At 68.4% G+C, this 19,797-nt stretch carries 16 protein-coding genes; 10 read left to right on the top strand and 6 right to left on the bottom strand.

What is annotated here, in order from left to right:
- Positions 1-161: 161 nt before the first annotated feature.
- Both BLU62_RS15830 and rsmA read left to right on the top strand, forming a co-directional pair.
- Complete coding sequence (locus BLU62_RS15830) at positions 162-1,289, top strand: resuscitation-promoting factor (RefSeq protein ID WP_074850552.1); 1,128 nt, start codon at positions 162-164, stop codon at positions 1,287-1,289.
- Positions 1,253-2,155 (top strand): 16S rRNA (adenine(1518)-N(6)/adenine(1519)-N(6))-dimethyltransferase RsmA, encoded by a 903-nt coding sequence (rsmA, locus tag BLU62_RS15825; protein WP_074850550.1) that lies wholly within the window; start codon positions 1,253-1,255, stop codon positions 2,153-2,155. The genes BLU62_RS15830 and rsmA overlap by 37 nt, the downstream gene beginning before the upstream one ends.
- 115 nt (positions 2,156-2,270) lie before the next feature.
- On the opposite strand, the gene BLU62_RS15820 is transcribed toward rsmA, so the two are convergent.
- Positions 2,271-3,263 carry an LLM class F420-dependent oxidoreductase gene (locus BLU62_RS15820; protein WP_074850549.1) on the bottom strand — a complete coding sequence of 331 codons (993 nt, stop codon included), beginning with the start codon at positions 3,261-3,263 and terminating at the stop codon, positions 2,271-2,273.
- Positions 3,264-3,382: 119 nt separating this feature from the next.
- Between BLU62_RS15820 and BLU62_RS15815 the strand changes: the two genes are divergently transcribed.
- Genes BLU62_RS15815 through BLU62_RS15805 form a run of 3 tightly spaced genes read left to right on the top strand, consistent with a single transcriptional unit; the run spans position 3,383 to position 6,255 of the window.
- Positions 3,383-4,069 (top strand): HAD family hydrolase, encoded by a 687-nt coding sequence (locus BLU62_RS15815; RefSeq protein ID WP_074852936.1) that lies wholly within the window; start codon positions 3,383-3,385, stop codon positions 4,067-4,069.
- A 37-nt stretch (positions 4,070-4,106) separates the two neighbouring features.
- On the top strand, positions 4,107-5,054 hold the full coding sequence (locus BLU62_RS15810) for a 4-(cytidine 5'-diphospho)-2-C-methyl-D-erythritol kinase (protein WP_074850547.1): 948 nt from the start codon (positions 4,107-4,109) through the stop codon (positions 5,052-5,054).
- A 55-nt stretch (positions 5,055-5,109) separates the two neighbouring features.
- Positions 5,110-6,255, top strand: a complete 1,146-nt coding sequence (locus BLU62_RS15805; protein ID WP_074850545.1) for a lipase family protein — start codon at positions 5,110-5,112, stop codon at positions 6,253-6,255.
- 136 nt (positions 6,256-6,391) lie between these two features.
- On the opposite strand, the gene BLU62_RS15800 is transcribed toward BLU62_RS15805, so the two are convergent.
- The 4 genes from BLU62_RS15800 to BLU62_RS15785 form a co-directional block, all read right to left on the bottom strand.
- Positions 6,392-8,206 carry an ABC-F family ATP-binding cassette domain-containing protein gene (locus tag BLU62_RS15800; protein WP_074850543.1) on the bottom strand — a complete coding sequence of 605 codons (1,815 nt, stop codon included), beginning with the start codon at positions 8,204-8,206 and terminating at the stop codon, positions 6,392-6,394.
- A 32-nt stretch (positions 8,207-8,238) separates the two neighbouring features.
- Positions 8,239-9,114 (bottom strand): SGNH/GDSL hydrolase family protein, encoded by an 876-nt coding sequence (locus BLU62_RS15795; RefSeq protein WP_074852935.1) that lies wholly within the window; start codon positions 9,112-9,114, stop codon positions 8,239-8,241.
- A 197-nt stretch (positions 9,115-9,311) separates the two neighbouring features.
- Positions 9,312-10,469 carry an acyl-CoA dehydrogenase family protein gene (locus BLU62_RS15790; RefSeq protein WP_074850541.1) on the bottom strand — a complete coding sequence of 386 codons (1,158 nt, stop codon included), beginning with the start codon at positions 10,467-10,469 and terminating at the stop codon, positions 9,312-9,314.
- Between the two features lie 44 nt (positions 10,470-10,513).
- Positions 10,514-11,710, bottom strand: a complete 1,197-nt coding sequence (locus BLU62_RS15785; protein ID WP_074850540.1) for an acyl-CoA dehydrogenase family protein — start codon at positions 11,708-11,710, stop codon at positions 10,514-10,516.
- A gap of 381 nt (positions 11,711-12,091) precedes the next feature.
- Between BLU62_RS15785 and BLU62_RS15780 the strand changes: the two genes are divergently transcribed.
- From BLU62_RS15780 to BLU62_RS15760, 5 genes are all read left to right on the top strand, one after another.
- Positions 12,092-13,486, top strand: a complete 1,395-nt coding sequence (locus BLU62_RS15780; RefSeq protein WP_074850538.1) for an MFS transporter — start codon at positions 12,092-12,094, stop codon at positions 13,484-13,486.
- 174 nt (positions 13,487-13,660) lie between these two features.
- The gene (locus BLU62_RS15775; RefSeq protein ID WP_074850536.1) at positions 13,661-14,794 is read left to right on the top strand and encodes a thiolase family protein; all 1,134 of its coding nucleotides are present in this window, start codon (positions 13,661-13,663) and stop codon (positions 14,792-14,794) included.
- A 38-nt stretch (positions 14,795-14,832) separates the two neighbouring features.
- Positions 14,833-15,597: an SDR family NAD(P)-dependent oxidoreductase gene (locus tag BLU62_RS15770; RefSeq protein ID WP_074850534.1), complete on the top strand. Its 765-nt coding sequence runs from the start codon at positions 14,833-14,835 to the stop codon at positions 15,595-15,597.
- Positions 15,594-17,240: a class I adenylate-forming enzyme family protein gene (locus tag BLU62_RS15765; protein ID WP_074850532.1), complete on the top strand. Its 1,647-nt coding sequence runs from the start codon at positions 15,594-15,596 to the stop codon at positions 17,238-17,240. The genes BLU62_RS15770 and BLU62_RS15765 overlap by 4 nt, the downstream gene beginning before the upstream one ends.
- A gap of 88 nt (positions 17,241-17,328) precedes the next feature.
- Positions 17,329-18,450, top strand: a complete 1,122-nt coding sequence (locus tag BLU62_RS15760) for a PQQ-dependent sugar dehydrogenase (RefSeq protein WP_074850530.1) — start codon at positions 17,329-17,331, stop codon at positions 18,448-18,450.
- Between the two features lie 72 nt (positions 18,451-18,522).
- On the opposite strand, the gene BLU62_RS15755 is transcribed toward BLU62_RS15760, so the two are convergent.
- Complete coding sequence (locus BLU62_RS15755; protein ID WP_074850528.1) at positions 18,523-19,722, bottom strand: acyl-CoA dehydrogenase family protein; 1,200 nt, start codon at positions 19,720-19,722, stop codon at positions 18,523-18,525.
- Positions 19,723-19,797: the final 75 nt, after the last annotated feature.

Genomic DNA, 19,797 nt, shown 5'->3' with positions numbered 1-19,797 from the left:
TATCGTACTGTGATCCCGCTCGGCCAGAGCGATACATCCGGCTATCAGCGGTTCACTGATGCGGTGCGTATGCACCCCGAACAGCTCGGATGGGTCTTCTGGTCGCGGCGGCGCCTTGTTCCCGACCAGATTGTTGCGCCTTGCCTTCTCTCCCTACCTCAGTGTCGCCCAAGTCGGTGTTCTCGAAGATCAACGGGACCGATTCCCTTCGTGCCCGCCTGGCCGTCGGCGCCGTGTGCGCGACCGTCGCCGCCGGCGGTGTGATGGGTGTGGCGATGCACAAAACCGTCACGATCGACGTCGACGGGAAGACCCGTCAGGTGTCGACGATGGCGATGTCGGTGGAGAGCCTGCTCGAATCGGAGGGCCTCGCACCGGCCGACGGTGACAAGGTGAGCCCGTCGCTCGACTCCGGCTTCGGCGAGGGGCAGACCATCAAGGTCAACCGCCTCAAGAAGCTCACCCTCGACATCGAGGGCAAGCGCGAGACGATCATCACCAACGCCTCGACCGTGGATCAGCTCCTCGCCGAACGCGGCCTCACGCACGCAGCCGAGGAAGCCGACTTCGGTACCCCCGAACTGCCCGTCGACGGCGGCAGTATCGACGTCGCGCTCCCCAAGCCGGTGAACCTCGTCGACGGCCCGGCCAAGAAGCGCCCGGTCGTCGCGGCCCACACCGTCAAGGATCTGCTGGAGGCGCTCGGTACGCCCCTGTCCGCCGAGGACAAGGTCGTCCCGGCCGCCGACACCGAGGTCACGCCCAACCTGAAGATCGTCGTCACGCGCATCAAGACAGAGGACGTCACCGTCAACGAGCCGGTCGCGCCGCCGGAGATCAAGAAGGAAGATCCGACACTCGTCCGCGACCGCAAGGTCGTCGAGAAGAAGGGCACCCCCGGTGAGGCGCGGGTGACGTATAAGGTCACCACCGTGAACGGGAAAGTGGTCAAGCGCGACAAGCTGACGAGCGAGGTGCTCGCCGAGCCGGTCGCCGCCACCGTCCGCATCGGCACCAAGCCGGGTGCGCCGTTCGTGCCGCCGGGCTCCGTGTGGGACGCCCTCGCGCAGTGTGAGGCCACCGGGAACTGGGCCATCAACACCGGCAACGGCTTCTACGGCGGCGTGCAGTTCGACCAGAACACCTGGGAACGCTGGGGAGGCCTCGAGTACGCACCGCGCGCCGATCTGGCGACCCGCGAAGAGCAGATCGCGATCGCCAAGAAGACCCAGGCCGTCCAGGGCTGGGGCGCATGGCCGTCGTGCACGTCCAAGTTGGGTCTGCGCTGATCGACGACACGCCTGGCGACGCACCGCGGCTCCTCGGACCCGCGCAGATCCGCGAACTCGCCGCCGAGGTCGGTGTCCGGCCGACCAAAACCCTCGGACAGAACTTCGTCCACGACGCGAACACGGTTCGCCGGATCGTCGCGGCCTCCGGAGTCGGTTCCGACGACGTTGTCCTCGAGGTGGGGCCAGGCCTCGGGTCGCTGACCCTCGCGCTGCTCGGCACCGCCGGCCGGGTCGTCGCCATCGAGATCGATCCGATTCTCGCGCAACGGATTCCACAGACCGTCGCCGAGTACGCGCCGGCCCAGAGCGGCAACTTCGACGTCGTGCTCGCCGATGCGCTGCAGGTCACGCGTGACGACCTGCCCGTCGTGCCGACCGCGCTCGTCGCCAACCTGCCGTACAACGTGTCGGTCCCGGTCCTGCTCCATCTGCTCAACCTGTTCCCCGAGATCACCACCGCGCTGGTGATGGTCCAGGCCGAGGTGGCCGACCGGTTGGCCGCCCCGCCCGGCAGCCGCACCTACGGCGTGCCCAGCGTGAAGGCCCGCTACCACGGTCGCGTGAGCCGCGCGGGTGCGGTGGGGCGCAACGTGTTCTGGCCCGAACCCAAGGTCGAATCCGGTCTCGTGCGGATCGAGCGCACCGACGATCACCCCATCGATCCGGTGTTCCGGCGAACGGTGTTCGCCGCGATCGACGCCGCCTTCGCCCAGCGCCGCAAGACGATGCGATCGGCTCTGGCCGGCTGGGCGGGCTCGCCGGCCGAGGCCGAAAGACGGCTGCGCGCAGCCGACATCGATCCGGGAATCCGCGGCGAGAAACTCGACGTCGAGGACTTCGTGCGGCTCGCCCGGACCGTCTGACATATCTGTCCCTGATCCGAAAGACCACCGGTCGACGTCAACCCGACCCGCAGACGTCGATCGACGTCTGCCGGTCGAGTGGAGGTTCGGCAGTGAGTTCTCGGCTCCGCGGTTTTCAGCTCGACGCCGCGCGCAACTTCTCCAGCAGTTCCGGTGCGGCGTCACGCAGGAACTCGTCCTGTGTCTCGCCGCCGATCTGGACGAGTGCCACATCGGTGAATCCGGCTTCCCAGTACGGTTTCACGGCGTCGACGATCTGGTCGAGGTCCGGACCGCACGGGATGTTGCCGGCGACGTCGTCGGGGGTGACGTACTGTGTCGCGGCGGCGAAGCCCGCGGTGGTGCGGAGATCTGCGTTGACATCCCAGCCGCCGGCGAACCAGCGGAACTGATCGTGGGCGCGTTCGACGGCGGCGTCACGGTCGGGGCCCCAGCTGATCGGGATCTGCCCGATGGCGCGGGTGGCCTTGCCGTCGACCGTTCCCGTGGCGGCCTGGGCGTTCCACGCCGAGATGAGGTCGGCGTTCGGTTCGACCGCGATCAGGTGGTCGGCCAGCGGGCCGAAGGTCTCGATGCCGGATTCACCGGCCACGGCCACACCGATCGGCACCGGCTGGTCGGGGAGATCCCAGATGCGCGCGGCGTCGACCTGGAAGAACTCGCCGCGGAAGTCGACGAGCTCGCCGGTGTGCAGCTTGCGGATGATCTCGATGGCCTCGGCGAGCATGTCCTGGCGTTCGGCGACGGCAGGCCATCCCATGCCGACGACGTGCTCGTTGAGGTTCTCGCCCGATCCCAGTCCCAGCGTGAAGCGGCCGTCGGCGAGGATCTGCAGGGTCGCGGCCTTCTGCGCCACGACGGCCGGGTGGTAGCGGATCGTCGGGCAGGTCACGTAGGTCATCAGCTCGACGCGTTCGGTCGCGTGGGCCGCCGCGCCCAGGACCGACCACGCGTACGGGGCGTGGCCCTGCGCGGACAGCCACGGGAAGTAGTGGTCGCTGGAAACCTCGAAGTCGAATCCGGCGCCCTCGGCGTCGACGGCGTAGCGGACCAGGTCCTTGGGGCCGGCCTGCTCGGTCATCAAGGTGTACCCGAATCGGGTTGTCATCTTCAACTCCTCTGCGCGTCGCTCATGGCCGGGATCGGTCGCTTCGGTGTAGCCATCGAGCCGTTCGGGTAAACGGGCCGATCGGTGGCGCGTTCACCCGACCCGGAAGGAAGGTGCTGATGTCCGAGGCCAACGAATCCGTCGATCCCGGCGGGGGCGGTTCTGTCGACACCGTGCTGCTCGACGTCGACGGCACCCTGATCGACTCGACCTATCTCCATGCGCTCGCCTGGATGCGGGCGTTCACCGCGCACGACCTCACCCCGCAGTGGTGGCAGGTGCACCGCGCCATCGGGATGGGCGGCGACCGGCTCGTCGGCGAGATCTGCGGTGACGAGGTCGAGGAGTCGCTCGGCGACACCCTTCGGGACGACTGGGAGGAGCGGTATCGCGAGTTGGTGCCCGATCTGCGGTCGCTGCCGGGTGCCGTCGAATTCGTCCGAGGTTTGCTCGACGCGGGATACCGGGTGGCGCTGGCCTCGTCGGGGAAGGCCGAATTCACCGATGCCGCACTGAAAGTGATGGGTATCGGTCGGGACGAGCTGGCCGCGGTCACCTCGTCCGACGATGCGGGCGACTCGAAACCGGCACCGGACATCCTCGAGGTCGCACTGAGGGAGGCCGGTGGTGACCGGGCGATCGTCGTCGGTGACACGGTGTGGGACGTCGCGTCCGCGCACCGGCTGCCCGCCGAGTGCGTCGCGGTCCGTTCCGGCGGTTTCGCCGAGGCCGAGTTGCGCGATGCGGGGGCCGTCCTGGTCGTCGACCACGTCGGGGAACTGTCACGTCGCGGGTGGCGGCCCTGAGCGCATGTCGACCCGCGCCCGACTAGTCTGACTCACTGTGTCGCGAACGTCGCTGTCGGTGGTAACCGACTCCGTCACCGCGCGTGCCCCGTCGAAGGTGAACCTCCACCTGGGTGTGGGCCCGCGCCGGGATGACGGGTACCACGATCTGGTCACCGTGTTCCAGGCGCTCTCGTTGCATGACGACGTCCGGGTGGCGCGCGCCAACGAGCTGAGCGTCGCCGTCCGCGGTGAGGGCGCCGCTTCGGTCCCCGCCGACGCGTCCAATCTCGCGGCCCGCGCCGTGCAGGCGCTGGCGGATTGGGCGGAGCGGTCGGGTCACGTCGCCATCGAGATCGAGAAGACGATCCCCGTCGCCGGTGGCATGGCCGGCGGCAGCGCAGACGCCGCCGGAGCGCTCGTGGCTCTCGCGCATCTGTGGAAGCTCGAGATCTCGCGCGACGAACTCGCCGAGATCGCCGCCGATCTGGGGAGCGACGTGCCGTTCGCGCTCCACGGCAACACGGCGCTGGGCACCGGTCGCGGTGAGCAGTTGATGCAGGTGCTCTCGCGCGGCGAGTTCCACTGGGTGCTCGCCCTTGCGCGCGAAGGCTTGTCGACGCCTGCGGTGTACAAGGAGCTGGACCGACTGCGCGAGACCCGGTCCGGTGATGCCGGCGACAGCGACTTCCTGCGTCGTCCCGACGACCTCATGCAGGCGCTCGCATCCGGTGACCCGCGCGCGGTGGCGCCGTTGCTGCACAACGATCTCCAGCCCGCCGCCCTCAGCCTGCAGCCGACGCTGCGTCGAACACTGCGGGCCGGGGTGGACTCCGGTGCGCTCAACGGGATCGTGTCGGGTTCGGGGCCCACGTGTGCGTTCCTGTGCGCGGACGAGCAGTCCGCGGTGAATGTCGCGGCGGAACTGTCGGGAGCCGGTGTCGCCCGTGCCGTCCGCACCGCGAGCGGTCCGGCGCCGGGAACCCGCGTCCTGGGTGTCGACTGAGACCGTCCCACCGCGCTGACCTCGTGTTCTGTCGGAGGTCACTACAGTTGTCCGGGTGCTCCGCAGACCACTGACCGCCGTGCTGACCTTCGTCGTCGCCGTGGTCGTCGGCATCGGGTCGCTCGCGTCGACGCCGTCGTCGTCGGCCGCCGCTCCCGACAACGGCTTCGTGTTCACCACCACCGACGTTCCCGACGATCAGCTCCCGTCGGCGGCGGCCGCCGGGACCCGCCTGACCTATGCGACGCGGGACCAGCGCGAACGCCCGGCGATGGCGAGCGGCGTCTACTGGGTCCCGCGCGGCACACCGCCCGCGGGCGGATGGCCGGTCGTCTCCTGGGCGCACGGGACCGTCGGTATCGCCGACGAGTGCGCACCGACGAAGCATCGGCTCGGAGACGGCGTCGAAGCACCCGTGCGCGCCGCACTGGAAGCGGGTTACGCGGTGACGGCCACCGACTACGCCGGACTCGGGACCGCCGGGGAGACCGACTATCTCGGCGGTGCCGCAGCCGCCTACTCGGTCATCGACATGATCCGCGCCGCGCGGTCGGTCGACGCCTCGCTCGGTGGTTCCTGGGTGTCGATCGGACACTCCCAGGGCGGGCACGCAGCACTGCACGCGGCGCACCGCGCGCCGTCGTACGCACCGGAACTACCGGTCAAGGGAGCGGTGGCGATCGCACCGGTGTCGTCGCTGGAGAATCTGTTCGGTCTCTTCGGACCGCGGATACCCGGACTCGGCGCCCTCAACGTACTGAGCGCCCCGTTCCTCTACACCCTCGCCGGGCTCGACCATTCCCAACCCGAGCTGAGGGTCGGGGACTTCCTCACCGACAGCGGCAAGCGATTCCTGGACCGGTCGCGCGCCCGGTGTAACGGCGACGTCGTCGCCGCGCTGCGGTCGGTGTCGCCGGGATCGCTTGTCGCGTCGTCGTTCCGAAAGGACCAGAGGTTCCGCGATGCGCTGCGGTCCTACGCCGAGGTCCCGACCGGCGGTTACCCGGCGAAGGTGACCATCGCCCACGGGGTCCTCGACCCGATCCTGCCGTATCCGCTGAGCCGTTCACTGAGGTCTTCGATGAGCCGCGACGGCACCGACGTCGATCTGAAGACCTACGCGCGAGCCGACCACAGCAGCGTCGTCGACGCGTCGCTGCCCGACGTCATGACCGCCGTCCGGGAGGCGTTCGGGCGGTAGGGGTTTCGATACGCCTCGTCGCAAGCTCCTCGGCTACTCAACCAGCGGGGGCTCGTCGCGAGCTCCTCGGCTACTCAACCAGCGGGGGGCTCGTCGCAAGCTCCTCGGCTGACGGAACCTGCTGGCCGTATCGAGGTCACTCGATGGTCTCGCCGAGCTCCATCCAGCGTTCCTCGATCTCGGCGAGCTCGGACTCCATCTCGCGGATGCGTTCGGTCTCGGCGGCCAGACCCTGGTAATCGGACTGGTCGTGGTCGGCAAGGGCGTGGCGTGCTTTGTCGATCTTGCTGTGCAGCTTGTCGATCCGGCGTTCCAGCGACGCGAGCTCCTTGTTCGCGGCCCGCAACTCGGCGCCGCTGAGCGCGGAGGTGTCGGCGGTCGACGATCCGCCGGAACCGGAGGAGGTCGCCGCGACCGTCGCAGAAGCCGACTTCTGCTGAGCCGCGCGGAGTTCCAGGAACTCGTCGACGCCGTTGGGCAGGTGGCGCAGTTTGCCGTCCATGACGGCGAACTGCTGATCGGTGACGCGTTCGAGGAAGTACCGGTCGTGCGAGACGACGATGAGGGTGCCGGGCCACGAGTCCAGGAGGTCCTCGAGGGCGGCGAGCATGTCGGTGTCGAGGTCGTTGGTCGGCTCGTCGAGGATCAGCACGTTGGGGGCGTCGAGCAGGATGAGCAGCAGCTGCAGCCGTCGTTTCTGGCCACCGGAGAGGTCCTTGACCGGGGTGGACAGCTGGGCGCTGTCGAAGCCGAGGCGTTCGAGCAGTTGCGACGGGGAGAGCTCCTGCGCCTTCGATCCGGCGCCGAAGGTGTAGGTGGTCTGGAGTTCGGCGATCACCTTGCGGACCGGGTCGTCGAGGTAGCGGTCGAGGTCGTCGAGCCGCTGAGTGAGGGTGGCGACCTTGACGGTCTTGCCGCGCTTGACCCGTCCGCCGGTCGGCTCGGTGGTCCCCGCGATGAGTCCGAGCAGCGTCGACTTGCCCGCACCGTTCACTCCGAGGATGCCGGTGCGTTCACCCGGGGCGAGGCGCCATTCGACTCCGGTGAGGACGTCGCGGTCGCCGTAGGACACCGACACGTCGAGCAGGTCGACGACATCCTTGCCGAGGCGCGCGGTGGCCAGCGACTGGAGAGCGACCTTGTCGCGGACGGGCGGGACATCGGCGATCAGCGCGTTCGCCGCGTCGATGCGGAACTTGGGCTTGGAGGTGCGGGCCGGTGCGCCGCGACGCAGCCACGCGAGTTCTTTCCGCGCCAGGTTCTGCCGCCGTGCCTCGATGGTCGCGGCCTGCCGGTCACGTTCGACGCGCTGGAGGATGTAGGCGGCGTACCCGCCTTCGAACGGTTCGACGATCCGGTCGTGCACCTCCCAGGTGACCGTGCACACCTCGTCGAGGAACCAGCGGTCGTGGGTCACGACCATCAGGCCGCCGGCGTTGGCGGGCCAGCGGCGTTTGAGGTGATCCGCGAGCCAGGTGATGGCCTCGACGTCGAGGTGGTTGGTCGGCTCGTCGAGCGCGAGGACGTCGTGCTCACCGGCCAGGAGCCGGGCCAACGACACCCGACGACGCTGACCGCCGGACAGCGACCCGGTGGTGGCCGTCCATTCGACGTCGCCGAGGAGCCCGCCGATCACGTCGCGGACACGCGCGTCACCCGCCCATTCGTGTTCGGGCCGGTCGCCGACGACGGCATGGCCGACGGTCTCGTCGTCGTCGAAGCGGTCGACCTGGTCCAGGACGCCGACGCGCACCCCGCCGCGCACCGTGACACGGCCGGAGTCGGGCTGCTTGCGGCCGGCGAGCATCGCGAGCAGGCTCGATTTGCCGTCGCCGTTGCGTCCGACGATGCCGATCCGGTCGCCCTCGTTGACGCCGAGGGACACCGAGTCGAAGACCTTGGTCGTCGGGTATTCCAGGCCTAGGGTTTCCGCACCGAGAAGATGAGCCACGCGGACCAGGTTAGTGACCGGTCCCGCGCGGCCTACCGGCGGATCGCGCCGTTGACCATCATGGCGAGCGCGAGAGCTCCCGCCTGGTTGACGTGGTAGGGGAGCGCGATCCGATTCGACAGTGCGCTCTCGTACCAGGGAGTGATCAGATTGCACGGATCGTGACCGAGCGACCCGCGATTGGCGTCGACGAAACGGCCCTCGACCTTGGTCGTCGCGCGCAACAGGGCGTCGTTGGCGCGGTGGAAGACGTTGCGCATCCACCGGGCGTCGGGGTCACTGAGCGGGATCAGCGGCCAGCATCCGCTGTTGCCGATGAACCCGCCGAGTCCGACGACGATGATCTGCGCGCGGGGTGCCTTGTTGCGGATCGCCCGCAGCGCGGGGGTGACACGGTCCTCCATGCGCTGCACGCGCCACCGGACCTCGTTCTCGAGGCGCGGGTTGTGCCGGCAGTTGCGGTCGGTGAGCGGTTGGCGGATCTTGCACTGCGAGAGGATCGCGGCCCACTGCATGTCGTTGCCGCCGATGCTCACGGTGATGAGCTGGGCGTCGCGGGGGACGAGGTTCAGCTGAGCGGTCTTCGCCCCGCCCGGGGTGTGCTGCGCGGCGCGATAGAGGTGCGCCGACTGCGCCCCGGCACACGAGGTGTCGACGAAACGCCGCGGCAGTGTCATCGCCGCCACGTACTTCGGGTAGTTGAGCGCCGACCGCTTGCATCCGTCGAAGTACCCCGGCGTCGGTGTGAAGAAGCCGCCCGATGCGCGTGAATCGCCCATCGCCACGTAGGGGCCGCCGGTGTAGCGCACGGGCGCCGCCTGCGCGGGGGATGCCGTCGCGGCCACCAGTGCTGTCACGAACGCGGTGATCAAGACCGCTACCAGTGGGCGAAACCCGCCCCGCACCATCCGCACGAACTGTTCCCGCACTTTCCCTCAGCAACCAATCAGGTAAGCAGATCACACGTGCTCGCAGAGCGCGTACTCGATGCTGCTATCCGGCACTGATTTCGCGATGTGCGGGAGGAGCGTTACACGATCCAAGATCACGTTGCGTTTTGTCCCGGCAACCGGGACAAAACGCAACGTGATCTCGAAGCGGGAACCTACAGACCCAGATCCTTCGCGATGATCGTCTTCATGACCTCGCTGGTGCCGCCGTAGATGCGCGTGACACGGGTGTCGGCGTACAGGCGGGCGATCGGGTACTCGAGGACGTAGCCGTAACCGCCGTGCAGTTGCAGGCACTTGTCGATGACCTTGCCCGCGGTCTCGGTCGCGAACAGCTTGGCGCGCGCCGCATCCGGGACGGTGAGTTCGCCCTCGTTGTGCAGTTCGAGTGCACGGTCGACGAGGGTGCGGATCGCCTCGACCTCGGCGGAGCACTCGGCGAGCACGAACTTGGTGTTCTGGAACGCGGCCACCGGCCTGCCGAAGACGTCACGCTCCTTGGTGTAGGCGATCGCGTGCTGGACGGCTGCCGCGGCGGTGGCCGACGCCCCGATCGCGATGGTGAGCCGTTCCTGGGCGAGGTTGTGGCTCAGGTACTTGAAGCCCGCACCCTCCTCGCCGAGGAGATCCTCGACGGGCACCTTGACCGAGCTGAACGACAGCTCCGCGGTGTCGGAGGCCTTCAGGCCGATCTTGTCGATCTTGCGTCCCACCGCGAAGCCCTCGGACTTGGTGTCGACGACCAGGATCGAGAGCCCTGCTCGACGGTTCTCGGGGTCGAACGGCGTGGTGCGGGCGACGACGAGGATGCGGTCGGCGAGGGCGCCGCCGGTGATGAAGGTCTTCGCGCCGTCGAGCACGTAGTGCGATCCGTCCTCGGACAGCTTCGCGGTGGTCGCGATGTTCGCGAGGTCGGAGCCGGTACCGGGCTCGGTCATCGCGATCGCGAACATGGTTTCGCCGGAACAGAATCCGGGGATCCAGCGCTCCTTCTGCTCCTGGGTCCCGTACTCCATCAGGTAGGGGAGGATCAGGTTCGAGTGCACCGAGTAGCTGCCGAAGGTGACGCCCGCGGCGGAGGTCTCCTCGGCGATCACCAGCGAGTAGGTGAAGTCGCTGACACCGCCGCCGCCGAACTCCTCGGGGGCCTCGATGCCGAGCACGCCGAGATCGCCGAGCCGGTTGTAGAACTCACGCGGCGGGTGTCCCTGCTTCTCCCAGTCGTGGTAGACGGGCGCGACTTCCTTGGCGATGAAGTCCCGGATGGTCTTGCGGAAGGCCTCGTGGTCCTCGGTGAAGATGCGACGCTGCATGGAGAATTCCTAAAGGTGTTGTGTGCCGACAGGATCGGGGGTGGTCACTGCTCGCGGTACTCGCGCAGGAGTCCCTTGGAGATGATCTGCTTCTGGATCTCGCTGGTGCCCTCGCCGATGAGCAGGAAGGGTGCGTCGCGCATCAGGCGTTCGATCTCGAACTCCTTGGAGTAGCCGTAGCCGCCGTGGATGCGGAACGACGCCTGCGTGACCTCGGCGCAGTATTCGCTGCACAGGTACTTGGCCATACCCGCGGCGACGTCGTTGCGCTCGCCGGAGTCCTTCAGCCGGGCGGCGTTGACCATCATCAGGTGCGCGGCCTCGACTTTGGTCGCCATCTCGGCCAGCGAGAAGGCGATGGCCTGATGTTCGGCGATGGGCTTGCCGAAGGTGTACCGCTGCTGCGCGTACTTCACTCCGAGTTCGAAGGCGCGCTGGGCGATTCCGCATGCACGCGCGGAGACGTTGACGCGGCCGACCTCGACGCCGTCCATCATGTGCGCGAAGCCCTTGCCCGGCACGCCGCCCAGGATGTCGGTGGCCGGTGCGCGGTAGCCGTCGAAGACGAGCTCGGTGGTGTCGATTCCCTTGTAGCCCATCTTGTCCAGCTTGCGCGGGATGGTCAGGCCGGGGACGACCTCGCCGAAACCGGCGGGCTTCTCCACCAGGAAGGTGGTCAGGTTCTTGTGCGGGCGCTCCTCACCCTCCTCGGTACGGACAAGCGCCGCAACGAGAGTCGACGACCCGCCGTTGGTCAGCCACATCTTCTGGCCGTTGATGACGTAGTTGTCGTCGCCGTCGCGCTTGGCGGTCGTCTTGATCGCCGCGACGTCGGAGCCGAGTTCGGGTTCGGACATGGAGAACGCACCGCGCACCTCGCCGGTGGCCATCCGCGGCAGGAACCGCTGCTTCTGCTCGTCGGTGCCGTGCTGGCGCAGCATGTAGGCGACGATGAAGTGGGTGTTGATGACGCCGGAGACACTCATCCAGCCCCGGGCCAGTTCCTCGACGCAGAGCGCGTAGGTCAGCAGCGATTCGCCGAGGCCGCCGTATTCCTCGGGGATCATCAGGCCGAACAGGCCCATCTCGCTCATGCCGTCGACGATGGCCTGCGGGTACTCGTCCGCATGCTCGAGTTCCTGAGCGTTCGGGATGATCTGCTTGTCGACGAAGGAACGCACGTTGGCGACGATCTCCGTCTGGATCTCGGTGAGGCCCAGGGTCTGCGCAAGGCGGGTCATGGTGGTGAGTTCTCTCCCATGAGTGGGCGGTGCAGATCGCACCGGCGGGCGGGTGTGGGACGCAACATACCCAAGCATGCCGTCCCTCGACCGGCGGAAGTAGACGCGATGCGCTAAGGGTGCGATAGCGCGAGCCAATGACCTCCCCTGGAACGTCCGCGGAGGCTTCGTTCCGTGCCTAACCCTCCGATAGGGCCAGCCAATGGTGTCTGTTCGCGGCGCTGTGGCTCTCGACACATAGGCAAACGCAGTCGGACCGTTTGCCAAGCGAACGTTGTGCCACCCTTTGGCGGTGGTTTCAATCAAACGCAGATGTGATCCACCCCACTGAATTCCGGGTCCGTCTATTCTCAGACCATTCGCCTGAAAGAGGTTCCCCCAATGACGGTCACGACCGCCTCCGGATCAGGCTCCGGCAAAGATCCCGCAGCAGCCCCCGCTGCGCCCAACACCACCGATTTCGAGGCGACGCCCGGACGTTTCGGCGGCGTCGGCCCGCTCGGCGAATCCCGGCTCACCGCCTGGAGCCTGACCTCCCTGCTGGTCAGCCTGTATGTCATCAACTATGCCGACAAGGCCGTGCTCGGCATCATCGCCAAGCCGCTGCGCGAGGAACTGGGCCTCAGTGCCTCGCAGATAGGCCTCGTCGGCAGCCTGTTCTTCCTCACCTTCACCATCGGCGGATTCTTCGCCGGCCTGCTCAACAAGTGGATGACCCTGCGCTGGTCGCTGGTCATCCTCGGACTGTGCTGGGCCGCGGCGATGCTGCCGATGATCGTGGTGGCCTCCCTCGCGGTCCTGCTCATCAGCCGGCTCTTCCTGGGGCTGGCGGAAGGGCCGTCGTCGGCGTTGCTGCACACCGCCGCCTACGCCTGGCACCCGCCCGCCCGCCGTGCGCTGCCCGGCGCGCTGCTCGCGGGTTCCGCGTCGATCTCCAAGATCGCGATCGCCCCGCTGCTGACCCTCATCACGGTCAGCTTCGGCTGGCGATGGGCACTGTTCGCCCTGGCCGCCGCGGGACTGGTCTGGGCCGTCGTCTGGCTGTCGACCTGGCGTCCGGGGCCATACATCGCGAGCGGCAAGGCCAAGGCGACCGACACCGTCGACGCCGAGCCCGCCACTCCGTGGGTGAAGATCTTCCTCGCACCGACGTTCATCACCGGCGCCCTGCTCGTCATGAGCGTCTACGCCCTGGTGTCGGTCGTGCTCACCTGGCTGCCCTCGTACTTCGAGGACGGCCTGGGCTACAGCCAGCTGCAGTCCGGTTCGATGTTCGCCTTCCCGTCGATCGTCGGTCTCGCGCTCATGCTGCTCAGCTCGGTGACCAGTGACCGGATGATCACCAGGGGCGCATCGCCGCGGGTTCTGCGTGTCGTCGTCCCGTCGGTGGGCGTCCTGTTCTCCGGTGTCCTGCTGTTCCTGCTGCCGTCGATCGGCACCCCGATCGTGTGCGTCCTGATCCTCTCGATCGGCTACGGTTTCGCCGCCATGGTGTTCCCGCTGCTCAACGCCGCTGTCGCCGAGATCTGCCCGCCGCGTCAGACCGCAGGCACGCTCGGTGTCTTCCTGGCGATCATGGCCATCGGCGGACTGGTCGCCCCGTACGCCACGGGTGTCATCGTCGACGCCGCGGCCACCCCGGCCGAGGGATACGCCACGGCCTTCCAGGTTCTGGGCCTCGTGGCCTCGGTGTGCGCCGTGCTGGCGCTGATCTTCGCCAACCCGGTGCGCGACCGCGCCCGGCTGCGTCCTCATCGGGTCGCCGTCGAAGGCTGACGCCGCGGCATCCCGTCGTTCATAGGCAGCACCTCATCGTCCGTGAGCGGGAATCGACTTGTCCGCCAGACCCGTTCGTGGTCGGCTCATCAGGACGGGTGATTTCCGCTCACGGACGTCCTCGGTTCCACAACTCCAACTCCCATCCACTGCCCGACATCTTTAGGAGACCTCATGCGCGATGCAGTGATCGTCGACGCCGTCCGCGCCCCGATCGGACGCCGCCGTGGAGCCCTGTCCGGAATCCACCCGGCCGACCTGTCCGCCCACGTCCTCGAGGCTCTCGTCGAGCGGACCGGCATCGACCCCGCGATCGTCGACGACGTCGTGTGGGGTTGCGTCAGCCAGTCCTCCGAGCAGGCCGGCAACATCGCCCGCACCGCGATCCTCGCCGCGGGCTGGCCGGAGTCGGTCCCGGGCACCACCGTCACCCGCGCCTGCGGCTCGAGCCAGCAGGCCGTCAGCCAGGCGGCCGCCGCGGTCATCTCGGGCCAGCAGGACGTCGTCATCGCCGGCGGCGTGGAGTCGATGAGCCGTGTCGCGATGGGCAGCTCGGCACCCAGTGGCGAACACTTCCCGGCGACCGTCCTCGACCGCTACGGCATCGACAAGTTCAGCCAGGGCCTCGGCGCGGAGACCATCGCGGCGAAGTGGGGATTCGACCGCACCCGCCTCGACGAGTTCTCGCTGCGTTCACACGAGCTCGCCGCGGCCGCCGCCGACCGTGGCGCCTTCGACGCTCAGCTCGCCCCGATCCCCGGTGTGCTCGAAGGTGACGAGGGCATCCGCCGCGGCGGCACCGTGGAGTCGCTCGCCAAGCTCAAGCCCGCGTTCGCCGAGAACGGCGTCATCCACGCCGGCAACTCGTCGCAGATCTCCGACGGATCGGGCGCCCTGCTGGTCATGTCGTCGGAGACCGCGAAATCCCATGGCCTGACACCGATCGCCCGCGTCCACACCGCCGTCGTCGCCGCCGACGACCCGGTCGTCATGCTGACCGGCCCCATCCCGTCGACCGCCAAGGCGCTCAAGCGTGCCGGACTGTCGATCGACGACATCGGGGCCTTCGAGATCAACGAGGCCTTCGCCCCGGTGCCGCTCGCGTGGCAGGCCGAGACAGGCGCCGACCTCGAGCGCCTCAACCCCCTCGGTGGCGCGATCGCCGTCGGCCACCCGCTCGGCGGATCGGGCGCCATCCTGATGACCCGCCTCGTGCACCACATGCGCGACAACGGGATCCGCTACGGCCTCCAGTCGATGTGTGAGGCCGGCGGCATGGCCAACACCACCATCCTCGAACTCCTCTGACCTGTCGGTCAACCGAACTCGAAAGGCATATCAGCACAATGGAACTCAAGGGACTCTCCGTCGCGGTCACCGGTGGCGCCTCCGGTCTGGGCCTGGCCACCGCCAAGCGGGTCATCGACGCCGGCGGCCTGGTCACCCTGATCGACCTGCCCTCGTCCGACGGCCAGGCCGTCGCCGAAGGTCTCGGTTCGGCGGCCTCCTTCGCCGCCGCCGACATCACCGATGCCGAACAGTTCGCGGCCGCACTCGATGTCGCCGACGAGCGCGGTGGCCTGCGTGGCCTCGTGCACTGCGCCGGCGCGGGCCGCCGTATGCGCATCCTCGACAAGGAGGGCAAGGCCGGATCGGCGGAGGACTTCGAGTTCGTCATCAAGCTGAACCTGGTCGGATCGTTCCACGCGCTGTCGCTGGGTGCCGAGCGCATCGCGCGTCTGGAGCCCATCGACGGCGAGCGCGGCGCCATCATCATGACCGCGTCGGTCGCGGCGTTCGAGGGCCAGATCGGCCAGATCAACTACACGGCGTCCAAGGCGGGCATCGTCGGCATGACCCTGACCGCCGCCCGCGACCTGGCCAGCAAGCTGATCCGCGTCAACACCATCGCGCCCGGCACCATGGACACCCCGCTGCTGGCCCGCCTGCGTGACGACGTGCGCGCCTCCCTCGCGGCGAGCATCCCCAACCCGTCGCGACTCGGCCGCCCCGACGAGTTCGGGCAGCTCGCTGCGAACATCCTGGAGAACGCGTACCTCAACGGCGAGACCATCCGCCTCGACGGCGCGATCCGCATGGCTCCGCGATGAGTGCCGCGACCGCGACCACGCTCACCTACCCGGATACGAGCATGGCGGTCGTCCCGGCCAGCATGGCCGCCCTGTACGGCGACCGTGCGGCCGTGGTCGACGGCGACACGACGCTGACCTACGCCGAACTCGACTCACGTTCGGCGGCGGTCGCGTCGGCGCTCCGGTCGGCGGGCGTCGCCGAACGCGACGTGGTGCTGATCTACCTCACCAACAGCATCGAATTCGTTGTCGCGTACTACGGTTCGTTGCGAGCCGGGGCGACGGTCACGCTCGTCAACCCGTTGCAGCCGGTGCCTGGTCTGCATCGCCAGATCGTCGAAACCGGTGCGGTGGCAGGCTTCACGCAGGCCGAGCAGTCCGACCGGCTCCTGTCGGCGGCTGCCGACTCGCCGCTGTCCACCGTCGTGGTCGTCGACGGAACGGCAGCTGCGGTCGAGGGCGTGCGGGTCACCTCACTCGAGGAGTTCACCGCCGGACATTCCGAGGTGCCCGCGGTCGCCGTGTCCTCCGACGACGTCGCCCACCTGGCGTTCACCGGTGGGACCACCGGTGTCTCGAAAGGCGTTCGGGTCCTGCACCGCAACGTGCTCGGCAACGTCACGCAGATGATCGGATGGCGTGCAGGGCACGCGATCGAGGTCGGCGACGACGGGCTGCTGCGGTTGACGCCGCGCGAGGGCTCCGCCCGCGGCGTGGTCCCGGGTGATGCCGCGACCGTCGTCGTGTCGCCGCTGTTCCACGCGCACGCCCTGATCAACATGTCGTTCCTGTTGCTGTGCGGCGCAACCCATGTGTTCGCCGGACGATTCGAACCCGGTCGCATGCTCGCCCTCATCGAGCAGCACCGGGCGTCGTATGTGACCGGCAGCCCGGCGATGTGGCATGCGCTGGCAGTCCATCCCGACGTCGAGTCGCGTGATCTGACGTCGGTGCGGGTGGTCTCCTCGGGCGCCGCCCCGATCGACCTGGTGACGCTCGAACAACTCGAGAAGGCCTTCCCCGCAGCGGCGATCGTCGAGGGCTACGGGCTCACCGAGGCGACCTGCCTGGTGTCCTCGGCGCCGCTCACCGCCGAGGGGCAGTACCGGCTCGGCAGCGTCGGCCTGCCGACCTTCGACACCGAGGTCGAGATCCGCGCCGCCGACGACCCGAGCATCGTCTTGCCGGCAGGGGAGCGGGGACAGCTCTGGGTCCGCGGTCCGCAGGTCACCGACGGCTACCTCGGCCATCCCGAGAAGACGGCGGAACAGTTCGTCGACGGTTGGCTGGACACCGGCGACATCGCCTACCGCGACGCCGACGGTTGCATCTACATCTGCGACCGCGCCAAGGACATGCTGATCTACAAGGGCTACAACGTGTATCCGCGTGAGCTCGAGGAGATCCTGGTGACCCATGCCGACGTCGCGGCCGCCGCCGTGGTCGGTCGGGAGGCCGGGCACGTCGGCCAGGAACCGGTCGCGTTCCTGGTCCCCAAGGACGGCCACGTCATCGACGAGGACGCGGTGGCCGCGTTCGTCGCCGAACAGGTGCTGCCGTACAAGAAGATCCGCGACGTGTTCGTCGTCGGGGAACTGCCGACCTCGGCGGCCGGCAAGATCCAGAAGGTCGCCCTGCGCGAACGCCTCGGCACCGCCTGATCCCGGCTGCGGACTGTTCCGCCGACCGAGCCAGGTTCCGCGCATCGACACCTCGCAGATCCCGTGCGATCCTCGGTTGATGGCTCGTATGCATCGTCGGGACTTCCTCGCCGCCGTCGCACTGGGCGGTCTGGGTGTGGTCGCCGCGTGTGCACCCGACTCGTCGTCACGGACAACCGGCACGCCCACGTCCGATCCCTCCGCGCCGGGCATGCCGGCGCCGTCGACCGGTACCGCGACGACCGTCGACCCGACCCGCATCACCACGGTGGCGTCCGGGCTGAATGTCCCGTGGGCGTTCGCATTCCTGCGCGACGGCAGCGCACTGGTCACCCAGCGCGACGACGCCACGGTGGTGCGTGTCGTACCGGGCCGACCGGTGACGACGGTCGGGGATGTCGCCGACGCCGCCCCGCGGGGCGAGGGCGGTCTCCAGGGCATCGCCCTGGCACCGGGAGACGAGTCGGCGGTCTACCTGTACTACACGACCGACCACGACAATCGGCTGATCCGAATGGAATTCGACGGCGATCGGCTGACCGATCCCCGTCCGCTGCTCACCGGTCTCGACTTCGCGTCGAACCATCATGGTGGCGCCCTGCTGTTCGACAGCACCGGACATCTGTTCGTCGCAGTTGGAGACGCGGCGGAACCCGATGTCGCACAGGATGTCCGATCGCTCAACGGAAAGATCCTGCGAGTTGATCGGGACGGGCGTGCCGCCGCAGGCAACCCGTTCGGCAATGAGGTCTGGTCGTACGGTCACCGCAACATCGAGGGTCTGGCGTTCGACTCTGCGAACCGCCTGTGGGCCACGGAGTTCGGCCAGAACGGCCAGGATGAGTTGAACCTGATCCGACGCGGCGGCAATTACGGGTGGCCGACGGTCGAAGGGGAGTCCGACGACCCGCGATTCGTCGCACCGCAGGCCACCTGGAGCACATCGGAGGCCTCACCCGCCGGGCTGGCCATCCTCGGTGACCGTGCCTACATGGCCGCGCTCCGCGGTCGCCGGCTGTGGGAGATCCCGCTCGCCGGCGAATCGGCGGGCCGGCCCGTCGATGTCCTCGCCGACACCTTCGGCCGGCTGCGCGCGGTGGCCGTCGCGCCCGACGGGGCTCTGTGGTTGGGCACGAGTAATACCGACGGACGCGGACGCCCGGTCGAGGGTGACGACCGGATACTGCGTGTACCGCTCGCCGCGACCTGACCCTCACACGCGACCGACCCACGGAACGCGAACGGACCCACCGGCAGGGAGGCCGATGGGTCCGTCGTCGGTTCAGCGCTGGGCGTTCTTGGTGCCCTGCTTGTAGAGGTTGCGCCCGATGATGAGGCGCTGGATCTCGCTGGTGCCCTCGTAGAGACGCAGCAGGCGGACCTCGCGGTAGATGCGCTCCACCGGGACGTCGCGCATGTAGCCGTTGCCGCCGTGGATCTGGACGGCGAGGTCGGCGACCTTGCCCACCATCTCGGTGCAGAAGAGCTTCGCCGCGGACGGCGCGAGACGACGGTCGGTGCCCTCGACCCAGGCGCAGGCGGCGTCGCGCACCAGCGCGCGGCCGGCCATCACGCCGGTCTGCTGGTCGGCGAGCATGGCCTGGACCAGCTGGAACTCGCCGATCGGGTTGCCGCCCTGGGTGGCGGTGGCCGCCCACGCGATCGACTCGTCGAGCGCGCGCTGAGCGGTGCCGACGGACAGTGCGGCGATGTGCACGCGACCGCGGGCGAGCGACAGCATCGCGGCCTTGTAGCCGACGTCCTCGCTGCCGCCGATGAGTGCGGAGTTCGGGACGCGGACGCCGTCGAAGTGCACGTCGGCGGTCCAGGCGCCTTCCTGGCCCATCTTGCGGTCCTTGGCGCCGACGGTGAGTCCGGCGGAATCGGCGGGCACGAGGAACACCGCGATGCCGGTGCCGTTCTCGTCGGCCGGACGGGTGCGGGCGAACACGACGAACAGGTTGGCCAGCGGTGCGTTGGTGATGAAGCGCTTCTCGCCGCTGATGACCCAGTCGTCACCGTCGCGGACGGCCTTGGTGCGCAGGCCGGCGGGGTCCGAACCGGCGCCCGGCTCGGTCAGGGCGAATGACGCGACGACCTCACCGGAGGCGATCTTCTCCAGCCAGGTGGCCTTCTGCTCGTCGGTACCGAAGCTCACCAGGACCTGACCGGCGATGCCGTTGTTGGTGCCGAACATCGATCGCAGGGCCAGTGAGGTGTAGCCGAGTTCCATGGCGAGTTCGGCGTCCTGGGTCAGGTCGAGGCCGAGACCGCCCCACTCCTGAGGGATGGCGTAGCCGAAAAGACCCATGTCCTTGGCGGTTTGGCGGATGTCCTCGGGGATGGCGTCGGTGTCGAGGATCTCCTGTTCGCGCGGCACGACGACCTCGCGCACGAACTCTCGGGTCGCCGCCAGGATGTCGGCGAAGTCTTCCGCGCTCACCTGAGAGGTGGTGGTCGGTTGTTGAATCACTCCGGTCATGGTGCCACTCTTGCGCGTCCGCGGTGAGGGGTCCAATACGAAAGTGGGATCGCTCCGATAGCCGTTGCGTATGAA

The organism is Gordonia westfalica, assembly GCF_900105725.1.
Lineage (GTDB): Bacteria > Actinomycetota > Actinomycetes > Mycobacteriales > Mycobacteriaceae > Gordonia > Gordonia westfalica.
Note: the sequence above shows the minus strand (reverse complement) of the source record. Positions and strands in the feature narration are given on the sequence as shown.

Coding starts and splice junctions, on each gene's coding strand:
- BLU62_RS15780 (WP_074850538.1), top strand. CDS start 12,092: ATGACGGTCACGACCGCCTCCGGATCAGGCTCCGGCAAAGATCCCGCA.
- BLU62_RS15790 (WP_074850541.1), bottom strand. CDS start 10,469: ATGCAGCGTCGCATCTTCACCGAGGACCACGAGGCCTTCCGCAAGACC.
- BLU62_RS15820 (WP_074850549.1), bottom strand. CDS start 3,263: ATGACAACCCGATTCGGGTACACCTTGATGACCGAGCAGGCCGGCCCC.
- BLU62_RS15795 (WP_074852935.1), bottom strand. CDS start 9,114: ATGGTGCGGGGCGGGTTTCGCCCACTGGTAGCGGTCTTGATCACCGCG.
- BLU62_RS15765 (WP_074850532.1), top strand. CDS start 15,594: ATGAGTGCCGCGACCGCGACCACGCTCACCTACCCGGATACGAGCATG.
- rsmA (WP_074850550.1), top strand. CDS start 1,253: ATGGCCGTCGTGCACGTCCAAGTTGGGTCTGCGCTGATCGACGACACG.
- BLU62_RS15760 (WP_074850530.1), top strand. CDS start 17,329: ATGCATCGTCGGGACTTCCTCGCCGCCGTCGCACTGGGCGGTCTGGGT.
- BLU62_RS15785 (WP_074850540.1), bottom strand. CDS start 11,710: ATGACCCGCCTTGCGCAGACCCTGGGCCTCACCGAGATCCAGACGGAG.
- BLU62_RS15755 (WP_074850528.1), bottom strand. CDS start 19,722: ATGACCGGAGTGATTCAACAACCGACCACCACCTCTCAGGTGAGCGCG.
- BLU62_RS15775 (WP_074850536.1), top strand. CDS start 13,661: ATGCGCGATGCAGTGATCGTCGACGCCGTCCGCGCCCCGATCGGACGC.
- BLU62_RS15770 (WP_074850534.1), top strand. CDS start 14,833: ATGGAACTCAAGGGACTCTCCGTCGCGGTCACCGGTGGCGCCTCCGGT.
- BLU62_RS15815 (WP_074852936.1), top strand. CDS start 3,383: ATGTCCGAGGCCAACGAATCCGTCGATCCCGGCGGGGGCGGTTCTGTC.